Genomic DNA, 16,944 nt, shown 5'->3' on the forward strand with positions numbered 1-16,944 from the left:
TTTATATTTTCGTGATTTATAAACCTTATTATTTGTGCAGGTATTATTTGTTTTGCTGTAAAAATGATATAGCTATAAATATCTGAATGTGCAAATTAAGTGTCTGTAAACCCTGCACTGTGATTGCAGAGAAAATTAATTGATAGCGCGAATATATTTTGTTGGCTATGCGGGCCGCGCCACAGAGGCGTTGGCGTACAGGCGGTCGGGATTAGGTAGTGGAAGAAATGAGAGGGGGATAATACTGAATACATAGGCTTTATTTATAATTACAGCGAATATTAATGACTGCTTAATAATGATTTAAGTTAGGGTGAATCATCTGCTGTATGATATATTTCAAAGAATTGCATTAATGAAATATATTTTCGGTTTGGGTTTGGATTCTGCTACGCATAAAAATAAACTGTCGACTTCACATATTTCATAAATAAAAAGGCCGCAAATGTGGCCTTTCTGAGGGGGGAGGTTTAGCCGAAAGAGATAATCCCCATTTCAATCAGTGCGGCGAGCGTCAGAAGAATAAAGAGGATAACGACTATGGGTCTGTACATTTGATTTTCCATCCATGTTTATCATGCAATCCGTTTTATGTGCATCATTATTGATGATGGTGCAGGCGATCCCTGCCCCCCTATTTTGCGCCACTTTGCCGTAAAAATCAGTTAGCTGCTGGCACTTTTTCTACTTTTTCTCCGGCCCGACGGGCCGTGGCTGGCAGGATGTCGGCATCCGCCACGTAGCCATCAGGATCGAGACAGCGATTGTGTTCTCTCGCCTGGTGCAGGATCGCTTCGTCCCAGTACAGGCGCTTACGCTGATCGCCCCGGGTCGTCAGAATAAACTCCACATTGCCATCAACCGCGCGGTAGCGGCGCCAGCTGTTTGCCGGAATGGAGATCACCGAACGTTCCGGGGCGATAATGCTGACTTCCTTACCCGCCTCGTTCCAGGTCACCTCCAGCTGGCCTTTAAAGACCATGATCACCTGAATATCCGGGCAGAGATGGCGACCGACAATGTGGTCGTCAGCAAGCCGCAGCCATTCGACGGAAAAACCGTGCGGGCTCAGGATAGCGGGAGCGGAATCCCGATCCTGTGAAATGCCGAAACCGATAACCGGCGCAATTTCGCCGCCGTGTCCCGGCAGCACCGAGTCCAGCAGTCCCTGCGCTGACCAGCAGCGATCATCGCCGGTTACCGCACGCTGGCGCATCTCCTCAACGCTGTAGTCACGCAGACCGGCAATATATTGCTCTGACAGCGGCGTCAGCAGCGTGGCGGGATCGGGCATTGGTTCACCTGCCTCCTGCGCAATCAGCATATTATCCTTGCTGAGATACATACCGTACTCGCTGGCGGCCGCCAGCACTGACGGGTGCCAGATGATGCCGCCCGTGTTGTCCCCGCCGAGCACGGTAAATACCATGCCGCAGGTATCTTCTTTACTGACGTTGGTGAAACCGCGGAAGATCCAGGTCGGTATTGAGAGGATGGTGGGCGCGCTAAATTCAGCTTCATGCTCGCCGTTGGCGCCCCAGCGAAAACGCCATGTCCCTTCATGGATGAGGAACACTTCTGCGGTGAAATGCAGATGCAGGTTATTGGTTACCCCTTTCGGCATAGCCGCCGCGCCAATGTTAAAGCCGTGCGGCTCGGGGATATTAACAATCTGCTCGCTGGACTGGGTTACACCCGGGCCGATGAAGGAATAGTTTTGTTTGAGATGCGAACCGGGCAGCTTGCAATCAATAAAGGCAAGATTGCAGGAAACCATATCGTCGGGGGCGATTAACCGTGTTCGTGCCTGGCTCTGGCTAAGATGGATAGTTTTCATCATTTCTCCTTTTAATAACCGGATGCACCGGTGGTAGGGATGGCGTTGCCGCGGGCGAGAGCAATTGCTTCACGTGAGGCGCGACCCAGCTGCATAACGTCGTTTGCTGGGGTAACAAACTGGAAACCCTGCGCAATACGCGCTGCGGCGGCCGCGCCGGAAGTGCAGAAAATACCGGCAATCTTCTGCTGCTGGCGGCAGCAGTGAATCACCCGCTCAATAGCAGCAAGCATTTCGGGATGTTGGGATTCGGCGCTGGCGCTGCCGGTCAGCGTCAGCGAGAGATCGTTGGGGCCAATAAACACACCGTCCAGTCCTTCGGTATCAAGGATGGCGTCAAGATCCGCCAGCCCTTCGCGGGTTTCGATCATTGCCAGCGTCAGGATCTCGTCGTTAGCGTGCTGTGGATAATCACTGCCGCCGTAGAGTAGACCTCTGGCCGGACCAAAGGAGCGAACACCCAGCGGTGGATAGCGACAGGCAGCGACAAAACGGCGAGCCTGTTCCGCGCTGGAGATCATCGGACAGATTACGCCATACGCGCCGGCGTCTAATACGCGCATGATTTGCGCCGGATCGTTATCTGCCACCCTCACCAGCGGCACGGCAGGCGTGCTCGATAGCGCCTGTAGCATCGACAACGCGCTGGCAAAATCAATCATGCCGTGCTGCAAATCGACGGTGACGGCGTCGTAACCCTGATGGCCCATAATTTCCGCGCTATACCCGGACGGGATCGCCAGCCAGCCGTTAACGATCGGGGTATTTTCCAGAAATGCGGTCTTTAAACTGTTTTTGCGCACTGTATGCACTCCGTTATCCACTGACGCAGCAGCGGCGCGATCTCATCCGGGGTTTCCAGCGGAATAAAATGCCCGCCAGTCTCCACCGTATGCCTGGTCACGTTCGCGTTGCCTGCTGCCAGTAGCTGATGATGATGGGGCGTGCAGATAACGTCCTGCGCGCCGTTTAGAAGTAAAGTGGGGCAGGAGAGGGCGTTAAACGCAGCCCGGTTGTCCTGCCGGTGAATGGCCATTTCCGTTTGCTCCGCAAAGGTCTCAATGCCGCACTCTTGCGCCATTCGGCAAATAGTCTCTTGCAGGATCCGATCGGACAGACGTGACGGGGCGACATAGCTCTGCCACAGCGAGGAGACCAGCCAGTCGGCCAGGCCCCGCGCCTGTGCGGTGTGTACCGCTTCCCGGCGTGAAGCAAGGGTGTCTGGCGCAACGGGCAACGGATTAACGGAAATCAGCGTCAGCCCGTTCACTCTTTCTGGCGCGTCGGCGGCCATTTGCAGCGCGACAATCGCGCCGAGCGAAAAGCCCGCCAGCAGAAAGCGCGGCGGCAGAACCTTTAACAACCGCCGTGACGCCTGCGGCGCGGACTCTGCGCCCGTCAGCGTGATGCACAGCACCGCTGAGACGTTCAGCCGTTCAATGACGGGCTGCCAGAGCCGGGCGTTACAGAGCGTGCCGCCAAGCAGCACCAGCGGCAGATCGGTATTGTCCAGAAGCGGATATTCCATTGCATCCCTCATGTAGCCGTCCAGCCGCCGTCAACCATCAGGGCGCTGCCGGTTATCAGCCCGGCGGCCTCAGAGGCGAGGAACACTACCGGCCCCATAATGTCCTCCAGCCTGCCTGGCCGGCGCAGTTTGATGTTGTCCAGCACATAGCGGCGAAATGCCGGGTCGGCGAGCGACGAACGCGTCAGGTCGGTTTCAATGAAGGTCGGGCACAGCGTATTGACGCGGATCCCCGCATCGCCCAGCTCCAGCGCCATCGTTCGGGTTAACCCTTCAAGCGCGAATTTGGAGGCACAGTACACGCTACGCTCGGGGCCACCAACGTGTCCCATTTGCGATGAGATGTGAATAATCGATCCCCCCTTACCGCCCGCCCGCATTCTGCGCGCCACATGCTGGCTGATAAAAAAGGTGGCGCGCAGGTTAAGCGCCATCACCGCATCGAAATTATCCTCTTTCACCTCAAGAAACGGCTGGTGGCGGGCCAGCCCGGCACTGTTCACCAGAATGTCGGGCGTGGGCAACGTCGCCAGCACACGCGCCACCTCCTGAGTGTCGGTAATATCCAGTTCCAGCGGGTGAAATGCGAGACTGTGTTCCGCTGCCAGACCTGTGGCATGCGCCAGCGCCTCGCGGCCCCGGGCGGCGATCCATACCTCTGCTCCCGCCTGTGCGAGGGCGACGGCGGCGGCGAAGCCAATCCCTCTTGACCCGCCGGTCACCAGCGCGCGTTTGCCGTGCAGGGTGAAAGAGGGCGTTTGCAAAAGCGTCATGACTACACCTTTTCCCTGACCGGGGCCGGTGTGGCGTAGGGAACTTCCGTCTGGCCATAACGGCGCACGCGAATATTGGCCTGCTCGGCATGTCCGGCGAACCCTTCCAGCAGCGACAGACGGGAACAATAGCTGCCGATTTCGGCGGTGGCTTCGTCGCTGAGGACTTTCTGGAAGGTGCAGGTTTTCATGAACTTGCCCACCCACAGGCCGCCGGTATAACGTGCGGCTTTCTGCGTGGGCAGGGTGTGGTTGGTGCCGATCACCTTATCGCCGTAGGCCACGTTAGTACGCGGTCCAAGGAACAGCGCGCCGTAATTGGTCAGGTTAGCCAGGAACCAGTCGTCCCGGTCGGTCATCACCTGAACATGTTCGGAAGCGATACGATCTGCCTCCAGCAGCATCTCTTCGTGGCTGTCGCAGACGATGATTTCCCCGTAGTCCTGCCACGACTGGCGGGCAATGTCGGCGGTAGGGAGCTTTTCCAGCAGCCGTTCCACTTCGCTGAGCGTCTCTTTGGCAAGTTGAAGCGAGTTCGTCAGCAGGATGGCAGGGGTGGTGACGCCGTGTTCGGCCTGGCCCAGCAGGTCCGTGGCGCACATTTCCGCGTCAACAGTGTCATCGGCAATCACCAGCGTTTCCGTCGGACCGGCAAACAGATCGATACCTACCCGGCCGAACAGCTGGCGTTTGGCCTCCGCAACGAAGGCGTTACCGGGCCCGACCAGCATGTCGACCGGTGCCAGCGAGTCCGTGCCCAGCGCCATGGCGCCTATCGCCTGAATGCCGCCAAGGGCATAGATTTCCGTTGCGCCAGCCATTTTTTGCGCCGCGACAATCGCCGGGGCGGGCTGACCGTTAAACGGCGGGGCACAGCTGATGATTCTTGAACATCCCGCCACGCTGGCAGTGATGATCGACATGTGCGCGGAGGCGAGCAGGGGATATTTTCCGCCAGGCACGTAACATCCTACGGCGTTAATCGGAATATTTTTATGTCCGAGGATTACCCCGGGACGCGTTTCAATTTCCAGGTCCCGCAGACATTCTTTCTGCGCGCGGGCAAAATTTGCCACCTGCTGTTGGGCAAATTCAATATCCTGAATATCCTGGCGGCTTAACTGTTTTATGCAGCGGTCAATCTCCGCGGACGTCAGACGATAGTCCTGACGGTCATAACGATCGAATTTAATGGATAATTCGCGAATGGCTTTATTTCCGCGTTTTTCAATATCCGCAAGTATTTGTTCAACCGTTTCCCTTATTTGCTGGTTGGCTTGCTGGCGCTCTTCGGTAGATTTACCGGTTTTTAATTTCCAGGACACTCGCTTCTCCTTACCTTTTTCAGATGTCAGTTGTCCTCCCGGCGAGCCGGGAAAGGGTGTTTACTTCAGAAAGGGTTATTGATCCGGCGCGGCAGCGTACGCACCGTTTTTTAATAATTGGGCTGAGGTTTGCGTTTTACGGGCATATACCCATCGAGCGGACAGCGGCGTGGCAATAGCGGCCACAACGGAAAGGGCGGCAATCAATATATAACCGGACGACAGGTTAATATGTTGCATCATTACGCCCATCATTACCGGCCCGACAAACATGCCGCAGGAATAAATGGTCTGGAATAGTCCCATTCGCGTGGATTGTTCATCAGACGAGGTATTCACTACGCTGAGCGACATGAATGCGGCAAAGGCCATACCGAACGAGAACCCCGCCAGCGCCTGCCACAGGTAAATCACATACATATTGCTGGTAAAGGGAATGCCGAAAGTGGAGATCACCTGTAAAACGATGCCGAGCACGGCGGTTTTTACCAGCCCAAGGCGCTGATAAAACACCGAGCTGCACAGGGCGATGGCCAGCCCGTAAAAAAGAAGGTGAATATTACCCAGCAGCGCGAGGATCCCCGCCCGGGCGCCAAGCTGCTCGGCATAGACCGGCGTCAGCGTGTCGCGGGTGGCGAAGGGCACCAGAATGACGACGGTCGCCAGGATGCCAATCAGCCAGACGGAACGGTCGGCCAGTTGCTGGCGCGCGCCGGTAATGCAGGCTTTAAGCGTGGGGGCCTGAACCGGGTCGTGCACGTCCTGAATGCGGGTCGTCAGGAATAACGCCACCAGGGCGGAGATGCAGGAGACAAAAAAGGCGATGTTATTGGCGAAATAGTGAATCAGCACCGCGCCAATACAGTTACCGAGAAACACGCCGATGGGCCCTGCCAGCGCCAGCAGCGCGACGGCGGCAGGCGCTTCGTTGCGACCGAAGTAACGCATGAACAGGATGTTGTACAGCACCCAGGTCGCCGCCGTGACACCGTCTGCCGCTTTCGCCAGATACAGCGTAATGGCGTTGGGTTCAAGCCAGGCAATCGGCCAGGCGATAATTGGCAGCAGCAGGCCAATCTGGATGAAGATCCTGCGGCTTTTAACCACGTCGGAAATAATGCCTAACGGGAAGCGTATCAGAAGGGTTGCCAGACCGGACGCGCCCATGATGATGCCCATGATCTGTGGCTCAATGCCCTGGTTGATCATCATGGGGGCCAGGAATGCATCAATGCTATGAATGCAGATAAAGAACAGGATGCTGATGATGAAAAAGAGCCGGGCTTCCCGACGGCGTAACAGTGCTTGAAACATGGTTTTGAACCTCTTAAGAATTAATGGGTTATAACCAGTCAGGGACGACGTTTACCGGTTCAATCCTTTGGGCGACTCCTGTTCTCTCCGGTACCATTGACGGTATGAAAACTCTTTGCATACGTATTCAAGATTTGAAGTTACGAAAAGGTTTCACATTTGTAAAGTGATCTCGATCTTGTTGTGAGAATTTTAATTTTTTGTGTTGCATACGCATGCAAAGGTGGTGTAAGTATAAAAAACACCCACTTGCTGAGGCGTTTGAAGCACGTGCAAATGGGCAGGACGTTGATAAGGAATCAGGGGTAATGAAACGTAAGACTTTTGCAGCAGTCACATCCCAACAGGTCGCTCAGCTGGCGGGGGTATCGCAATCTGCGGTGTCGCGAACGTTCACGCCGGGGGCCAGCATTTCACCGGCAACGCGTGAAAAAGTGCTGAAGGCAGCGCGCGAGCTGGGCTATCGCCCGAATGCGATCGCCCGTTCGCTCAACACGGCTCGTTCGCGCATTATCGGTGTCGTCATTTCTTACTTTGATAACCCCTTTTACTCGCAGGTGCTGGAGGCGCTGGCGCAAAAGCTGGATACGCTGAACTATCACCTGCTGCTGTTCGTTGGCGATCGGGAAGGTAACGTAGACCGTATTTTTGACCAGATTATGCAGTACCGGGTGGATGGCATTGTGCTGGCCTCGGTGACGCTGTCGCTGGAGTTATCCGAGGAGTGCCTTGCCGCCGGGATCCCGGTAGTGCTGTTTAACCGCAGCGAAGAGAGTGGCATGGCCTCCAGCGTCAACAGTAATAACGAAGCGGCCGCGCGGCAGATTGCCGAGTTTCTGCTGGCGGGGGAGCACAAGCGTTTTGCCTACGTGGGCGGCGTGGCCGATTCCCCGGTCAATATCGCCCGCCAGCGCGGGTTCATTTCCACGCTGGAAGAACATGGCATCACCGATGTCCGGGTGGTGCACGGGAATTACGACGCTCAGCAAACCACCCGGGCAGCCTATACCCTGTTTTCGACGTCGCCAGCGCCGGATGCGGTCTTTGTCGCCAACGATCATATGGCCGTCACGGTAATGGATGTGGCGCGCTATGAGTTTGGTTTGCGCATTCCGGAGGAGGTCTCCGTTGTCGGCTATGACGACATCGGCCCTTCCGGCTGGCCCTCTTATGCGTTGACCTCGGCGTCGCAGCCGGTCGGCGCGATGGTGGATGCCACGGTGGAACTGTTAATGAAGCAAATTGACAGCGGAACCATAGAGCCTGAACAGATTACGGTGCCTGGTACGCTGGTGATACGCCACTCGGCGCGTCGCCCACGCAGCGGCGTTATCGAAACCAATGGTTTAACGCTATTCCAGTCTAAGGAGCGCACATGACCAGATTGCGGGGCTTCAGCCCTCAATTCGACTCTATCCAGCAGTTCATTTTGACGCTGACGCACGTGGTGTGGGAGCAGAAAGATATCGGCCAGCTGGCGGATTTTTACGCCACGCCGGTGGTTTTCACTACCCCCGAAAAACAGCTGCATGAGCTTTCCCAGTTTATGCGCCTGACGCTTGAGGCGATGCACAGCTTCCCGCAGCGAGCGGTGCTGACGGAGGATATTCTGTGCAGCCAGAACCCGGGGGACGAGTACTATGCGGCGCAGCGTACCGTAGCCCGCATTCAGCACCAGGGGGAGGGATTTTTTGGCCCGCCGACCGGGAAAAATGTCTGGGTCCGCACCTGGGCCGATCGCATCTGTGTTGATGGTGCCGTACGCCAGGAGTGGCTGCTTCAGGATCGTGCCGCGATTGTGGCGCAACTGGGGCTGGATGTCCGCGACTTTGCTTTTAACCTGGCGACCATGCGCCAGCAGCTTGGGCTGGAATCTGTGTCTGCTGAGACGCTTGACGCCCGCTGGGCGGGTGGGCCTGAGGGCGACGACGTGGAAGGGGCGCTGGCCGGGGTCGTTGAGCGCTACTTAACGATGTGGGCGGGCGGTAACAGCGGCGTGGTGCCCGGTCTCTATCACCCGGCGGCGACGCTGTACGCGCCGGGGCACTGCCTCTGCACCGGCGAACAGGAAATTGGCGCACAGCTTTCCGGTTATCGCGCTTCATTTGCCGACAGCGAAACGCAGCTTCATCACCTGATTGTGCGTAAAGATCCTAATGAGCCGATTCGACTTTCATTGCGCTGGTCGTTGTTAACCTGGCATGACGGTTACGGCAAATTTGGTGCGCCGACCCGTAAACCCATATCAATTACCGGTATCAGCCAGCTTGAATTACGTGATGGTTTAATTTTCCGTGAATATCTGGGGATCGATGAATTAGCGATTTGGTCGCAAATATTTAATTAATGGGGCGGTAGCCCCCTTATTCCGGCTGCAAAAAATAACCGTGTTTAATTCACCCTCACTTACGGGTGCGGGTTCTTATTGTCTGAAAACAGAGCAGGAGTTTATATGTCTTCCACCGAAGCAACAAATAAAGCACCAGCCGTACCCGAAAAAAGCAGCGTGAAATCGCTGAAAGAGGAACCTGTATTACAGGTGGAGCGTCGTGATTTTGTCGATCTGGTACCGGAAAAAAGACCGCGCGTGCAATCATTACGCGGCTTTGATGACTGCTATACCGATATTGTCGATTATATCGTTCGCTGCACCCATAAAATATGGGACGAGCGCGATGTCGGCTTAATTTATTCTCACTATACCCATAACTGCGTGCTGTATAACGCGCTGGGGACACTCTATAACCGCGAACAGGTGGTGCAGGATACGCTGCAACGCTTAATTGCCTTCCCGGAACGGCGCGGAATGGCAACCCAGGTTATCTGGAACGGAAATGATGTTGACGGTTTTTATACCTCTCACCTGGTGACGGGAAGCGGGCGGCATACACAGTACAGCCATTTAGGCAAACCGACGAACCGTACGTTTGTGACGCGTACCGTGGCGGATTGCATGATCCACGAGAATAAAATTTATCGGGAGTGGGTAGTCAGCGACAATATGTCACTGATGAAACAGCTTGGCCTGAATACCGATCAAATCGCATTTAATATGGCAAAGGAGCAGTTCGATAAAGGCTTCCGCGTGATGGACATCGGCGAAAACGGCCGCATGCTGGGGCAATATCCGCCGGAGATGGAGTGCGATGTTTCCATTGCGCACACCGATACGGAGGAGCAGTGCCTGCGCTGGCTGCATGAGATCTACAACCGCCGGATGTTTGGCAAGATCAAAGAAGTGTATGCGCCTAACGTACAGTGGCACGGTCCGCTGATGAAAGAGCTGTACGGCACCGCGGCGGTAACCCATCAGACGCTGGCGCTGGTGGGGATGATCCCTGACGGCGCGTGGCTGCCGCAGCATATTTGTTCCAACCCGTGCGATGAAGGCGGCGTCAAAGTGGCCGTACGCTGGATTATCGAAGGACATCACCTGGGTTACGGCGAACTCGGCAAGCCGACCGGAGAACGACTGTTCGTGATGGGCATGTCGCACTACCACATCGTCAACGGAAAAATTGTTGATGAGTGGGTGGTTTATGACCATCTGGCGCTGCTGGCGCAGATCAAACTCGGCCAGATGGAGGACGCGTAAATGTTAAATCAGGTGAGCTGGATTAAGCGTCCGCAGGGGCAGGATGCGCAGGCCGATCGTTCCCTGACGGAGAAGGTCAGCGCCATTATCGAGCGCGTGAAAACCGAGGGCGATACGGCGCTAAGAGCCTTTTCGCAGCAGTTTGATCGTGTCGTACCGGCGCAGTTTGAGGTGAGCGAGCAGGAGATTGCCGAAGCACTGGAGGGGATGGATGCCCAGACGCGCCGCGACAGTGAGTTTGCCATTAATCAGGTGCGTCGTTTTGCGCAGGCGCAGCTGGCGACCATACTGCCGCTGGAGGTAGAGACGCTGCCTGGCGTGCATCTCGGTCACCGGATCATCCCGGTGCAGACGGTGGGCTGCTACGTGCCGGGCGGACGGTATCCGATTCTCTCCGCACCCGTGATGTCGATTGTTCCTGCGACGGTGGCGGGCTGTGAACAGATTATCGCCTGTCTGCCCCCGGGCGCCCATCCGGCGATGATTGCCGTTTGCCATCTGGCGGGCGCGCACCGCATTTTCAAAGTTGGCGGCGCGCAGGCCATTGCGGCTATGGCCTGGGGAACGGAGAGTATTCCGTCGGTGGACAAAATCGTTGGGCCAGGCAACGCCTTCGTTAACGAAGCGAAACGCCAGGTGTTTGGTCGAGTCGGCATTGATGCCCTCGCCGGGCCGAGCGAGATTTTTACTATCGCCGACGACAGCGCCGATCCGCGCATTCTGGCCGCCGATATGCTGGCGCAGGCAGAGCACGATATTCATACCCGCGTCGGGCTGGCGACAACCAACCGGGATATCGCTGAGCGTACCCTGGCGGAGGTTGAGCGTCAGCTTGCCAGCCTGCCAACGGCCGCCACGGCGGGCGAGGCGTGGCGTCGGCAGGGTGAAATTGTGCTCTGCGAAGATGAAGCGCAGCTGATTGCGTTTGCTGACCATATGGCGACGGAGCATTTGCAGGTGCATACCCGCGATCCGCACGCGACGGCAGCGAAGATCCGCAACTATGGCTCGCTGTTTATTGGTCAGAACGCCAGCGTGGTGTTCTCCGATAAATGCTGCGGCACCAACCATACGTTACCGACGATGGCGGCGGCACGCTATACCGGCGGTCTGTGGGTAGGGGCATACGTCAAAATCTGTACCCATCAGTGGATTGACGAGCAGGGTATCCCGGCAATCGCAGAACCGGCGATCCGCCAGAGCCGTACCGAGGGGATGCAGGGGCACCGACGGGCGGCGGAAATTCGTCTGCGTCCGCAGGACATTGATGCCATTACTACCGGCATGCGGGACTAAAACGTATCCCGGGCAGCCTTCTGCCCGGTTTTCAGCACGGGGAGCCTGAGACTATGAAGCGCCTGATACCGCCAGACGACTGTCCGGAGGAAATTGCCCGCCGTCTCGACGTCATACAGCAGCACCGGGCGCTCAACGCGATCCTCGGGGTTAACCCTGACGCCATGTCTCAGGCGGAACAGCATCAGCAGCAGCGTCGGCGTGGAGAGCCGATCGGCCCCCTGCACGGCGTGCCGCTGATCGTCAAAGATAATATTGCCTGCGCGCCGATGCCGATCACCCTTGGCTGCCGTGCGCTGGCCTCACTTAACGCGACAGCGGATGCTCGGGTCGTGCAGCGATTGCGCAGAGCGGGGGCGATTATTCTTGCCAGGGGCAATATGTCCGAGTTCGCGTTCGATGTGCGCTCGCGTAGCTCGCTGGGGGGTGATGTGGCGAATCCACTTTGCCCGACACTCACCGCCGGAGGTTCCAGCGGAGGATGCGCCGCGGCGGTGGCGGCTGGAATGGCGGATGGCGCATTGGGTACCGATACCGGCGGCTCTATCCGCATTCCCTGTAGCTATACCGGGCTGGTGGGGCTACGGCCTGCCTTTCGCCGTTCACAGCTGGACGGCGTGGCGCCGCTCTCGCCCAGCAAAGATACCGTTGGGCCAATGGTACATAGCGTTGAGGATGCCGCCTTGCTGCATGCGGTGATCCATGGCCTGCCGCCGGTTGCGCTTCCTGTGCGTTCGCTGAAAGGCGTTCGCTTTGGCGTGATGACCGCGTTACAGGGAGAGGATGAGGTACAGCTGGAGGTCTGGCAGTCGGCGCTGCACACGTTGCGCCGTGCCGGAGCGACGCTGGTGGAAGTTTCACTCCCCTTTCTTGAAGAGGTGAGGCAGGCCACCTGCCTCAGTCTGTATGAATTTCGCGTGGCGATTGACGACTGGCTTAGCAAACAGCCTGGCGCTCCCTCCGGACTGACAAGCATTGTGGACTCCGGCGCTTTCCTGCCAGAGTTTGCGCCGTTTCTACGTCAGATGCTGGCGAGTAACACGCTGAAAACCCCGCTCTGGCTGGCGGGGCGTCGCTTTCAGCGCCTGTTGCGGCAGAACCTTTGCCAGGTGGCGGAGGTGCAGCGCATCGACGGATTTGTGTATCCCACCGTACAACGATTACCAGAAAGTATGGCGAAGATGCCGCCAGGCTGCGCGCCGGAACTGGCCGCCATCAGCGGCCTGCCTGCCATTACGTTGCCCTGTGGCGTAAGCCGTATCGGGCTGCCGGTAGGGATGGAGATGTTATCGGCGCAGGAGGATGAGACGATGCTGATGACGCTGGCGCTGGCATGTGAGGGGGCGCTGGGCGGGATAAATGAGGTGCTGAGGTTTAAGGCAGGATATCGCCAGAGCGGTACCGTTTGTCAGAACCTCTCTTAAGGCGCCGATGGCCCCTTGCCGCGATACCTTATTGTGATTTCATTTTTCAGTATTGTCAGCGGCGGCGTCATTTCGCCGCGCGCTACCGACTGATACTCAAAGCGAAAGGGGCCCGCGGCCGGGAAACCCGCTGGCAACGGGATTTCGCCCGCCAGTTCCCTGAGCATCAGACAGCGCAGGTTGTTACAGACGCGAATGCGAAAGCCCGGCGGCGTGGGGCCGTCCGGTGTAATCTTCCACAGCAGATGCGTCGGCGTAACCCCTTTCGGAAGGGGCGCGGCGGGCTGAACTGGACGACTTTTCAGTACCTGCTTGCCGCGCGACAGCGTGCCGCCAAAACTATGGCTGCTCCATGAACCGTCCGCAGCAAACGCCGGTGGCGCAAGCAGCAGAACAAGCAAGGCGGCTCTTATCACGATTTACCTCCAATGAGATACGTCATTCTCACGTTGCGCTGAGTGTTTATCTCCTGGCTGGAGAGCACTGCAAGCTGAGGGAAGATGCGACGAAGATAGCGGGACAGCATCAAACGCAGCGCCGGGTTCACCAGCAGAACCGGCGGCGCACCCAGCGCTTCCTGATGCTGCAACGCCTGCTCGGTCTGTTTCATTAAATTCTCGGCAATTCCCGGCTCGATAGCGCTTCCGCTCTGGGTTGCCTGTACCAGCAACTGCTCAAGTGACATATCAAGGCCGATTATTTGGATATCGTCGTCGCCAGGGAACCACTGCTGCGTAATCGCCCGGGAGAGGCGAGCGCGCACGCGGGCCGTCAGCTCGTCAGCGTCAGACTGAGGAGTGGCATACTCAGCCAGCGTGTCGATGATGGTCCGCATATCGCGGATCGGCACGCGCTCGGAGAGCAGATTTTGCAGTACTTTGTGCAGCGTGGTCAGGCTGATTACCCCGGGGATCAAATCCTCTATCAGCTTCGGCGACTGTTTGGTGAGCTGGTCAAGCAGCTGCTGCGCCTCCTGGCGACCGAAAAGTTCGTCCGTGTGGGTGCTGATAAGGTGGTTCAGGTGCGTAGCGACGACGGAACACGGATCGACTACGGTATAGCCCAGCGTCTGCGCCAGCTCGCGATGGACTTCATCGATCCATAGAGCGGGAAGTCCAAAGGTTGGTTCTTTACAGGGCGTACCGGGCACTTCTCCCTCAGCACAGCCTGGATCGATCGCCATCCAGCGATCGGGCTGGACCTCGCCTTTACCAATCGTCACCCCTTTTAGCAGAATACGATAGTGAGTCGGCGGCAGGTCGAGATTATCGCGAATATGAACTGCTGGCGGCAGAAAGCCCATCTGCTGCGCGAACTTCTTACGAATACCCCGTACGCGGGTTAACAGCTGGCCCTGCTGTTCATGATCGACCATAGGGATCAGTCGATAGCCAACCTCCAGCCCCAGTACATCTTCCATCTGTACGTCAGACCATGTCGCTTCATTAACCTGCGCCACGTCAGCTTCAGCTCGGGTAGGGGCGGAGGGGGCGGCGCCCGTTTTTTTCGCCTTACCTTCCTGGCCCCGCAGCCACCATGCAATGCCTAAAAGTGAGGAGGTAAAGAGTAAAAAGACCAGATTGGGCATGCCTGGGATTAGCCCCAGCAAACCAATTACGGCCGCAGAGAGGGCAAGCACGCGAGGCGAGGTAAACAGCTGGCCGACCATCTGCTCGCCTACGTCCTGCTCGTTGACCACACGCGTTACAACGACACCTGCCGCGGTGGAGATCACAAGACCAGGGATCTGCGCAACCAGGCCGTCACCGATGGTCAACAGCGTGTAGGCTTCTCCCGCTGCGCTGAGGGTCATATCATGCTGCATTACGCCGATAATCAGGCCACCGATAATGTTTATTGCCATGATCAGCAGGCCTGCGATGGCATCGCCACGAACAAATTTGCTCGCACCGTCCATGGAGCCGTAAAAATCTGCCTCCTGAGTCACCTCTTTTCGACGGCGCTTGGCCTCCTCCTCGCCGATCAGACCGGCGTTCAGGTCGGCATCGATTGCCATTTGTTTACCGGGCATACCGTCAAGGGTAAAGCGAGCGCCCACTTCTGCAATACGCCCGGCCCCCTTGGTGATGACCATAAAGTTTATAATTATCAATATGATAAAAACGACGATGCCGATGGCAAAGTTGCCGCCTACCAGGAAGTGGCCGAACGCTTCGATGACCTGGCCCGCGGCGTCAGCGCCGTTATGGCCGTGCATCAGGATAACGCGCGTTACCGGGTACGTGGAACGCTCGCAACCTGCGGAAAACGGCTTTCAGCGTCTCTTTGTTCGTGAGCTGGTCGGCGTATTTGAACGCCTCTGGCCATGTTCGTTTCAGCACCCCACGCTGCGCGATGTGGCCAGCTGGCTTACAGAGCACAGCGGCCTGACCTTCAGCGTGCCGGATGCAGATTATTCAGACCGTCCGATCCCACATTTCACCCACAGCGGGACGGGGTATCAGCTGCTGGATAATCTCGGAAAGGCTTTCGGCATTACGGATTACATCTGGTATCAGCTGCCGGACGGCGCGGTATATGTTGGAGGCGCGGAAAAAGCCCTGTTTGCTGGTCGCCCGATTGAGATCCCGCATGAATTTAATCAGGGGGCGGCCGGGGGGAACTCAATGACGCTTCCCCTGGTGCAAAGTCTGCGCCCCGGCGTGGAGCTGAACGGGGAAAGGGTGACAAAAGTCCACCTGCAAAATGACACGATGGCTGTCACCTGGACACCCCGCAACCGTGCGACGGGTCAGCCACTGCAAAAAACGCCCGTTCAGCGCCAGATTGAAAGCCATTATCCGGAGCTGGCATCCGGGATGCATTTGCCAAAGTTTGGCCGTGTGATGAATCCTGTTGAGGCAGTGAAAAGCGGCAATTTCTCGGATCCGTTCCGTCCCCGCTATGCAGTTGACGTGCAGCTGCTGGACGCGGACGGCAACCCGGAAAAAGACACGCCTGTTTATTCAGCCGTTCCGCTGCCGGTTCCCATGGCGGGTAATGATTCGGGAATGTTCCAGTTTCCGCCTGAAGGGACTCTGGTCGAAATCGCTTTTACTGGCGGACGGCCGGATAAGCCTTTTGTACGGCAGACCGTGCCGGACGGAACCAGCCTCCCGGATATCCAGCCTGGCGAACAGCTGCAACAGCAGCGCGCGGAAGTGTCGCAGCGCGTCACCCAGGCGGGGGACTGGGTGAGGCAGACAGACCAGACGATCAGTGAAACCTCTATGGCGCGCGTGGTTAAGGCCGATACAGAACAGCGGGAGCTGGTCAGCCGGGAAACAACAGTTAAGGCCACGGATAAACTTACCGTGCTGGGTACGTCCACATTGCTGGCCGGAGCCATTCAGCAGGTGTGCACGGGGGATTACAGCCAGGCTGTGAATAACCGCGTGGCGAGTATCGGCGGCAATGATGAAACGGATATAGCCGGGAGCCAGACAGTCACAACGGGTAAAGACCTGATCGAGAAAATTGGCCAGATACGTAAAAGCGTGGCAGCCGTGCAACAACAGATTATTGCCCCGGTGGTATGGATTGGCTCTGGCACTATCAATGTGGCACAGCTGATGCTCGACACGCTCGACGTGGTGAAAGAGCTGGCAGAGCAAACAGCAAGCCACACGCACAGTAATACGGGAGCGCCGACCAACGCGGGAGCCATCCGGAACACCGGAACGAAAGCGGACACGCTGAACGGCAAATACTCCCCGGTGATTGGCAAGTAAACCTGACCAGAACATAACCCGCGAAAGCGGGTTTTTTTTATGCCCTTCATCCCCGGGCGGGGATATCTCTTTTCTTACCTCTTAAGCGGCTATCGCTACGCGCTGTCAGTGGCGCTCTGGC

Annotated in this window: 12 protein-coding genes and 2 pseudogenes; 6 read left to right on the forward strand and 8 right to left on the reverse strand. The window is 57.2% G+C overall.

Annotation, left to right across the window (positions count from 1 at the left end):
• Positions 1-661 precede the first annotated feature (661 nt).
• From ACOTWU_RS07110 to ACOTWU_RS07135, 6 genes are all read right to left on the reverse strand, one after another.
• Positions 662-1,837: a hypothetical protein gene (locus ACOTWU_RS07110; protein ID WP_032654711.1), complete on the reverse strand. Its 1,176-nt coding sequence runs from the start codon at positions 1,835-1,837 to the stop codon at positions 662-664.
• Positions 1,838-1,848: 11 nt separating this feature from the next.
• Positions 1,849-2,640 (reverse strand): HpcH/HpaI aldolase family protein, encoded by a 792-nt coding sequence (locus tag ACOTWU_RS07115; protein WP_023295301.1) that lies wholly within the window; start codon positions 2,638-2,640, stop codon positions 1,849-1,851.
• Positions 2,622-3,365, reverse strand: coding sequence for an alpha/beta fold hydrolase (locus ACOTWU_RS07120; protein WP_032654705.1), 744 nt, complete (start codon positions 3,363-3,365; stop codon positions 2,622-2,624). The genes ACOTWU_RS07115 and ACOTWU_RS07120 overlap by 19 nt, the downstream gene beginning before the upstream one ends.
• Before the next feature lie 8 nt (positions 3,366-3,373).
• Entirely contained in the window at positions 3,374-4,138 is a 765-nt protein-coding gene (locus ACOTWU_RS07125) for an SDR family NAD(P)-dependent oxidoreductase (protein ID WP_063150970.1), read from the reverse strand.
• Positions 4,139-4,140: 2 nt separating this feature from the next.
• The gene (hisD, locus tag ACOTWU_RS07130; protein WP_017692807.1) at positions 4,141-5,463 is read right to left on the reverse strand and encodes a histidinol dehydrogenase; all 1,323 of its coding nucleotides are present in this window, start codon (positions 5,461-5,463) and stop codon (positions 4,141-4,143) included.
• Positions 5,464-5,538: 75 nt separating this feature from the next.
• Positions 5,539-6,777, reverse strand: a complete 1,239-nt coding sequence (locus ACOTWU_RS07135; protein ID WP_032669352.1) for an MFS transporter — start codon at positions 6,775-6,777, stop codon at positions 5,539-5,541.
• Between the two features lie 308 nt (positions 6,778-7,085).
• Here ACOTWU_RS07135 and ACOTWU_RS07140 point away from each other — a divergent pair, with 308 nt between their 5' ends.
• From ACOTWU_RS07140 to ACOTWU_RS07160, 5 genes are all read left to right on the forward strand, one after another.
• A complete protein-coding gene (locus ACOTWU_RS07140; RefSeq protein ID WP_003862277.1) occupies positions 7,086-8,156 on the forward strand; it encodes a LacI family DNA-binding transcriptional regulator in 1,071 nt (356 codons plus the stop codon).
• Positions 8,153-9,124 (forward strand): nuclear transport factor 2 family protein, encoded by a 972-nt coding sequence (locus ACOTWU_RS07145; RefSeq protein WP_015571630.1) that lies wholly within the window; start codon positions 8,153-8,155, stop codon positions 9,122-9,124. Before ACOTWU_RS07140 ends, ACOTWU_RS07145 begins: the two co-directional genes overlap by 4 nt.
• A 105-nt stretch (positions 9,125-9,229) precedes the next feature.
• On the forward strand, positions 9,230-10,372 hold the full coding sequence (locus ACOTWU_RS07150; protein ID WP_033487538.1) for an ester cyclase: 1,143 nt from the start codon (positions 9,230-9,232) through the stop codon (positions 10,370-10,372).
• Positions 10,373-11,668, forward strand: coding sequence for a histidinol dehydrogenase (gene hisD, locus ACOTWU_RS07155; protein ID WP_062937990.1), 1,296 nt, complete (start codon positions 10,373-10,375; stop codon positions 11,666-11,668).
• A gap of 53 nt (positions 11,669-11,721) precedes the next feature.
• Positions 11,722-13,092: an amidase gene (locus tag ACOTWU_RS07160; protein ID WP_126498826.1), complete on the forward strand. Its 1,371-nt coding sequence runs from the start codon at positions 11,722-11,724 to the stop codon at positions 13,090-13,092.
• Here ACOTWU_RS07160 and ACOTWU_RS07165 read toward each other — a convergent pair.
• Positions 13,089-13,508 (reverse strand): flagellar protein FlhE, encoded by a 420-nt coding sequence (locus tag ACOTWU_RS07165; RefSeq protein ID WP_023304283.1) that lies wholly within the window; start codon positions 13,506-13,508, stop codon positions 13,089-13,091. The two genes, ACOTWU_RS07160 and ACOTWU_RS07165, sit on opposite strands and share 4 nt — an antisense overlap.
• A pseudogene (gene flhA / locus ACOTWU_RS07170) lies at positions 13,505-15,325 on the reverse strand (flagellar biosynthesis protein FlhA); the annotation flags it as partial. The pseudogene flhA and the gene ACOTWU_RS07165, both read right to left, overlap by 4 nt.
• A 1-nt stretch (position 15,326) precedes the next feature.
• Between flhA and ACOTWU_RS07175 the strand changes: the two are divergent.
• Positions 15,327-16,823 (forward strand): annotated as a pseudogene (locus ACOTWU_RS07175) (hypothetical protein); the annotation flags it as partial.
• Positions 16,824-16,944: the final 121 nt, after the last annotated feature.

It is taken from the genome of Enterobacter cloacae complex sp. GYL001, assembly GCF_049237125.1.
Classification (GTDB): Bacteria; Pseudomonadota; Gammaproteobacteria; order Enterobacterales; family Enterobacteriaceae; genus Enterobacter; species Enterobacter hormaechei_C.

Coding starts and splice junctions, on each gene's coding strand:
- ACOTWU_RS07110 (WP_032654711.1), bottom strand. CDS start 1,837: ATGAAAACTATCCATCTTAGCCAGAGCCAGGCACGAACACGGTTAATC.
- ACOTWU_RS07120 (WP_032654705.1), bottom strand. CDS start 3,365: ATGGAATATCCGCTTCTGGACAATACCGATCTGCCGCTGGTGCTGCTT.
- ACOTWU_RS07125 (WP_063150970.1), bottom strand. CDS start 4,138: ATGACGCTTTTGCAAACGCCCTCTTTCACCCTGCACGGCAAACGCGCG.
- ACOTWU_RS07135 (WP_032669352.1), bottom strand. CDS start 6,777: ATGTTTCAAGCACTGTTACGCCGTCGGGAAGCCCGGCTCTTTTTCATC.
- ACOTWU_RS07140 (WP_003862277.1), top strand. CDS start 7,086: ATGAAACGTAAGACTTTTGCAGCAGTCACATCCCAACAGGTCGCTCAG.
- ACOTWU_RS07145 (WP_015571630.1), top strand. CDS start 8,153: ATGACCAGATTGCGGGGCTTCAGCCCTCAATTCGACTCTATCCAGCAG.
- ACOTWU_RS07150 (WP_033487538.1), top strand. CDS start 9,230: ATGTCTTCCACCGAAGCAACAAATAAAGCACCAGCCGTACCCGAAAAA.
- hisD (WP_062937990.1), top strand. CDS start 10,373: ATGTTAAATCAGGTGAGCTGGATTAAGCGTCCGCAGGGGCAGGATGCG.
- ACOTWU_RS07160 (WP_126498826.1), top strand. CDS start 11,722: ATGAAGCGCCTGATACCGCCAGACGACTGTCCGGAGGAAATTGCCCGC.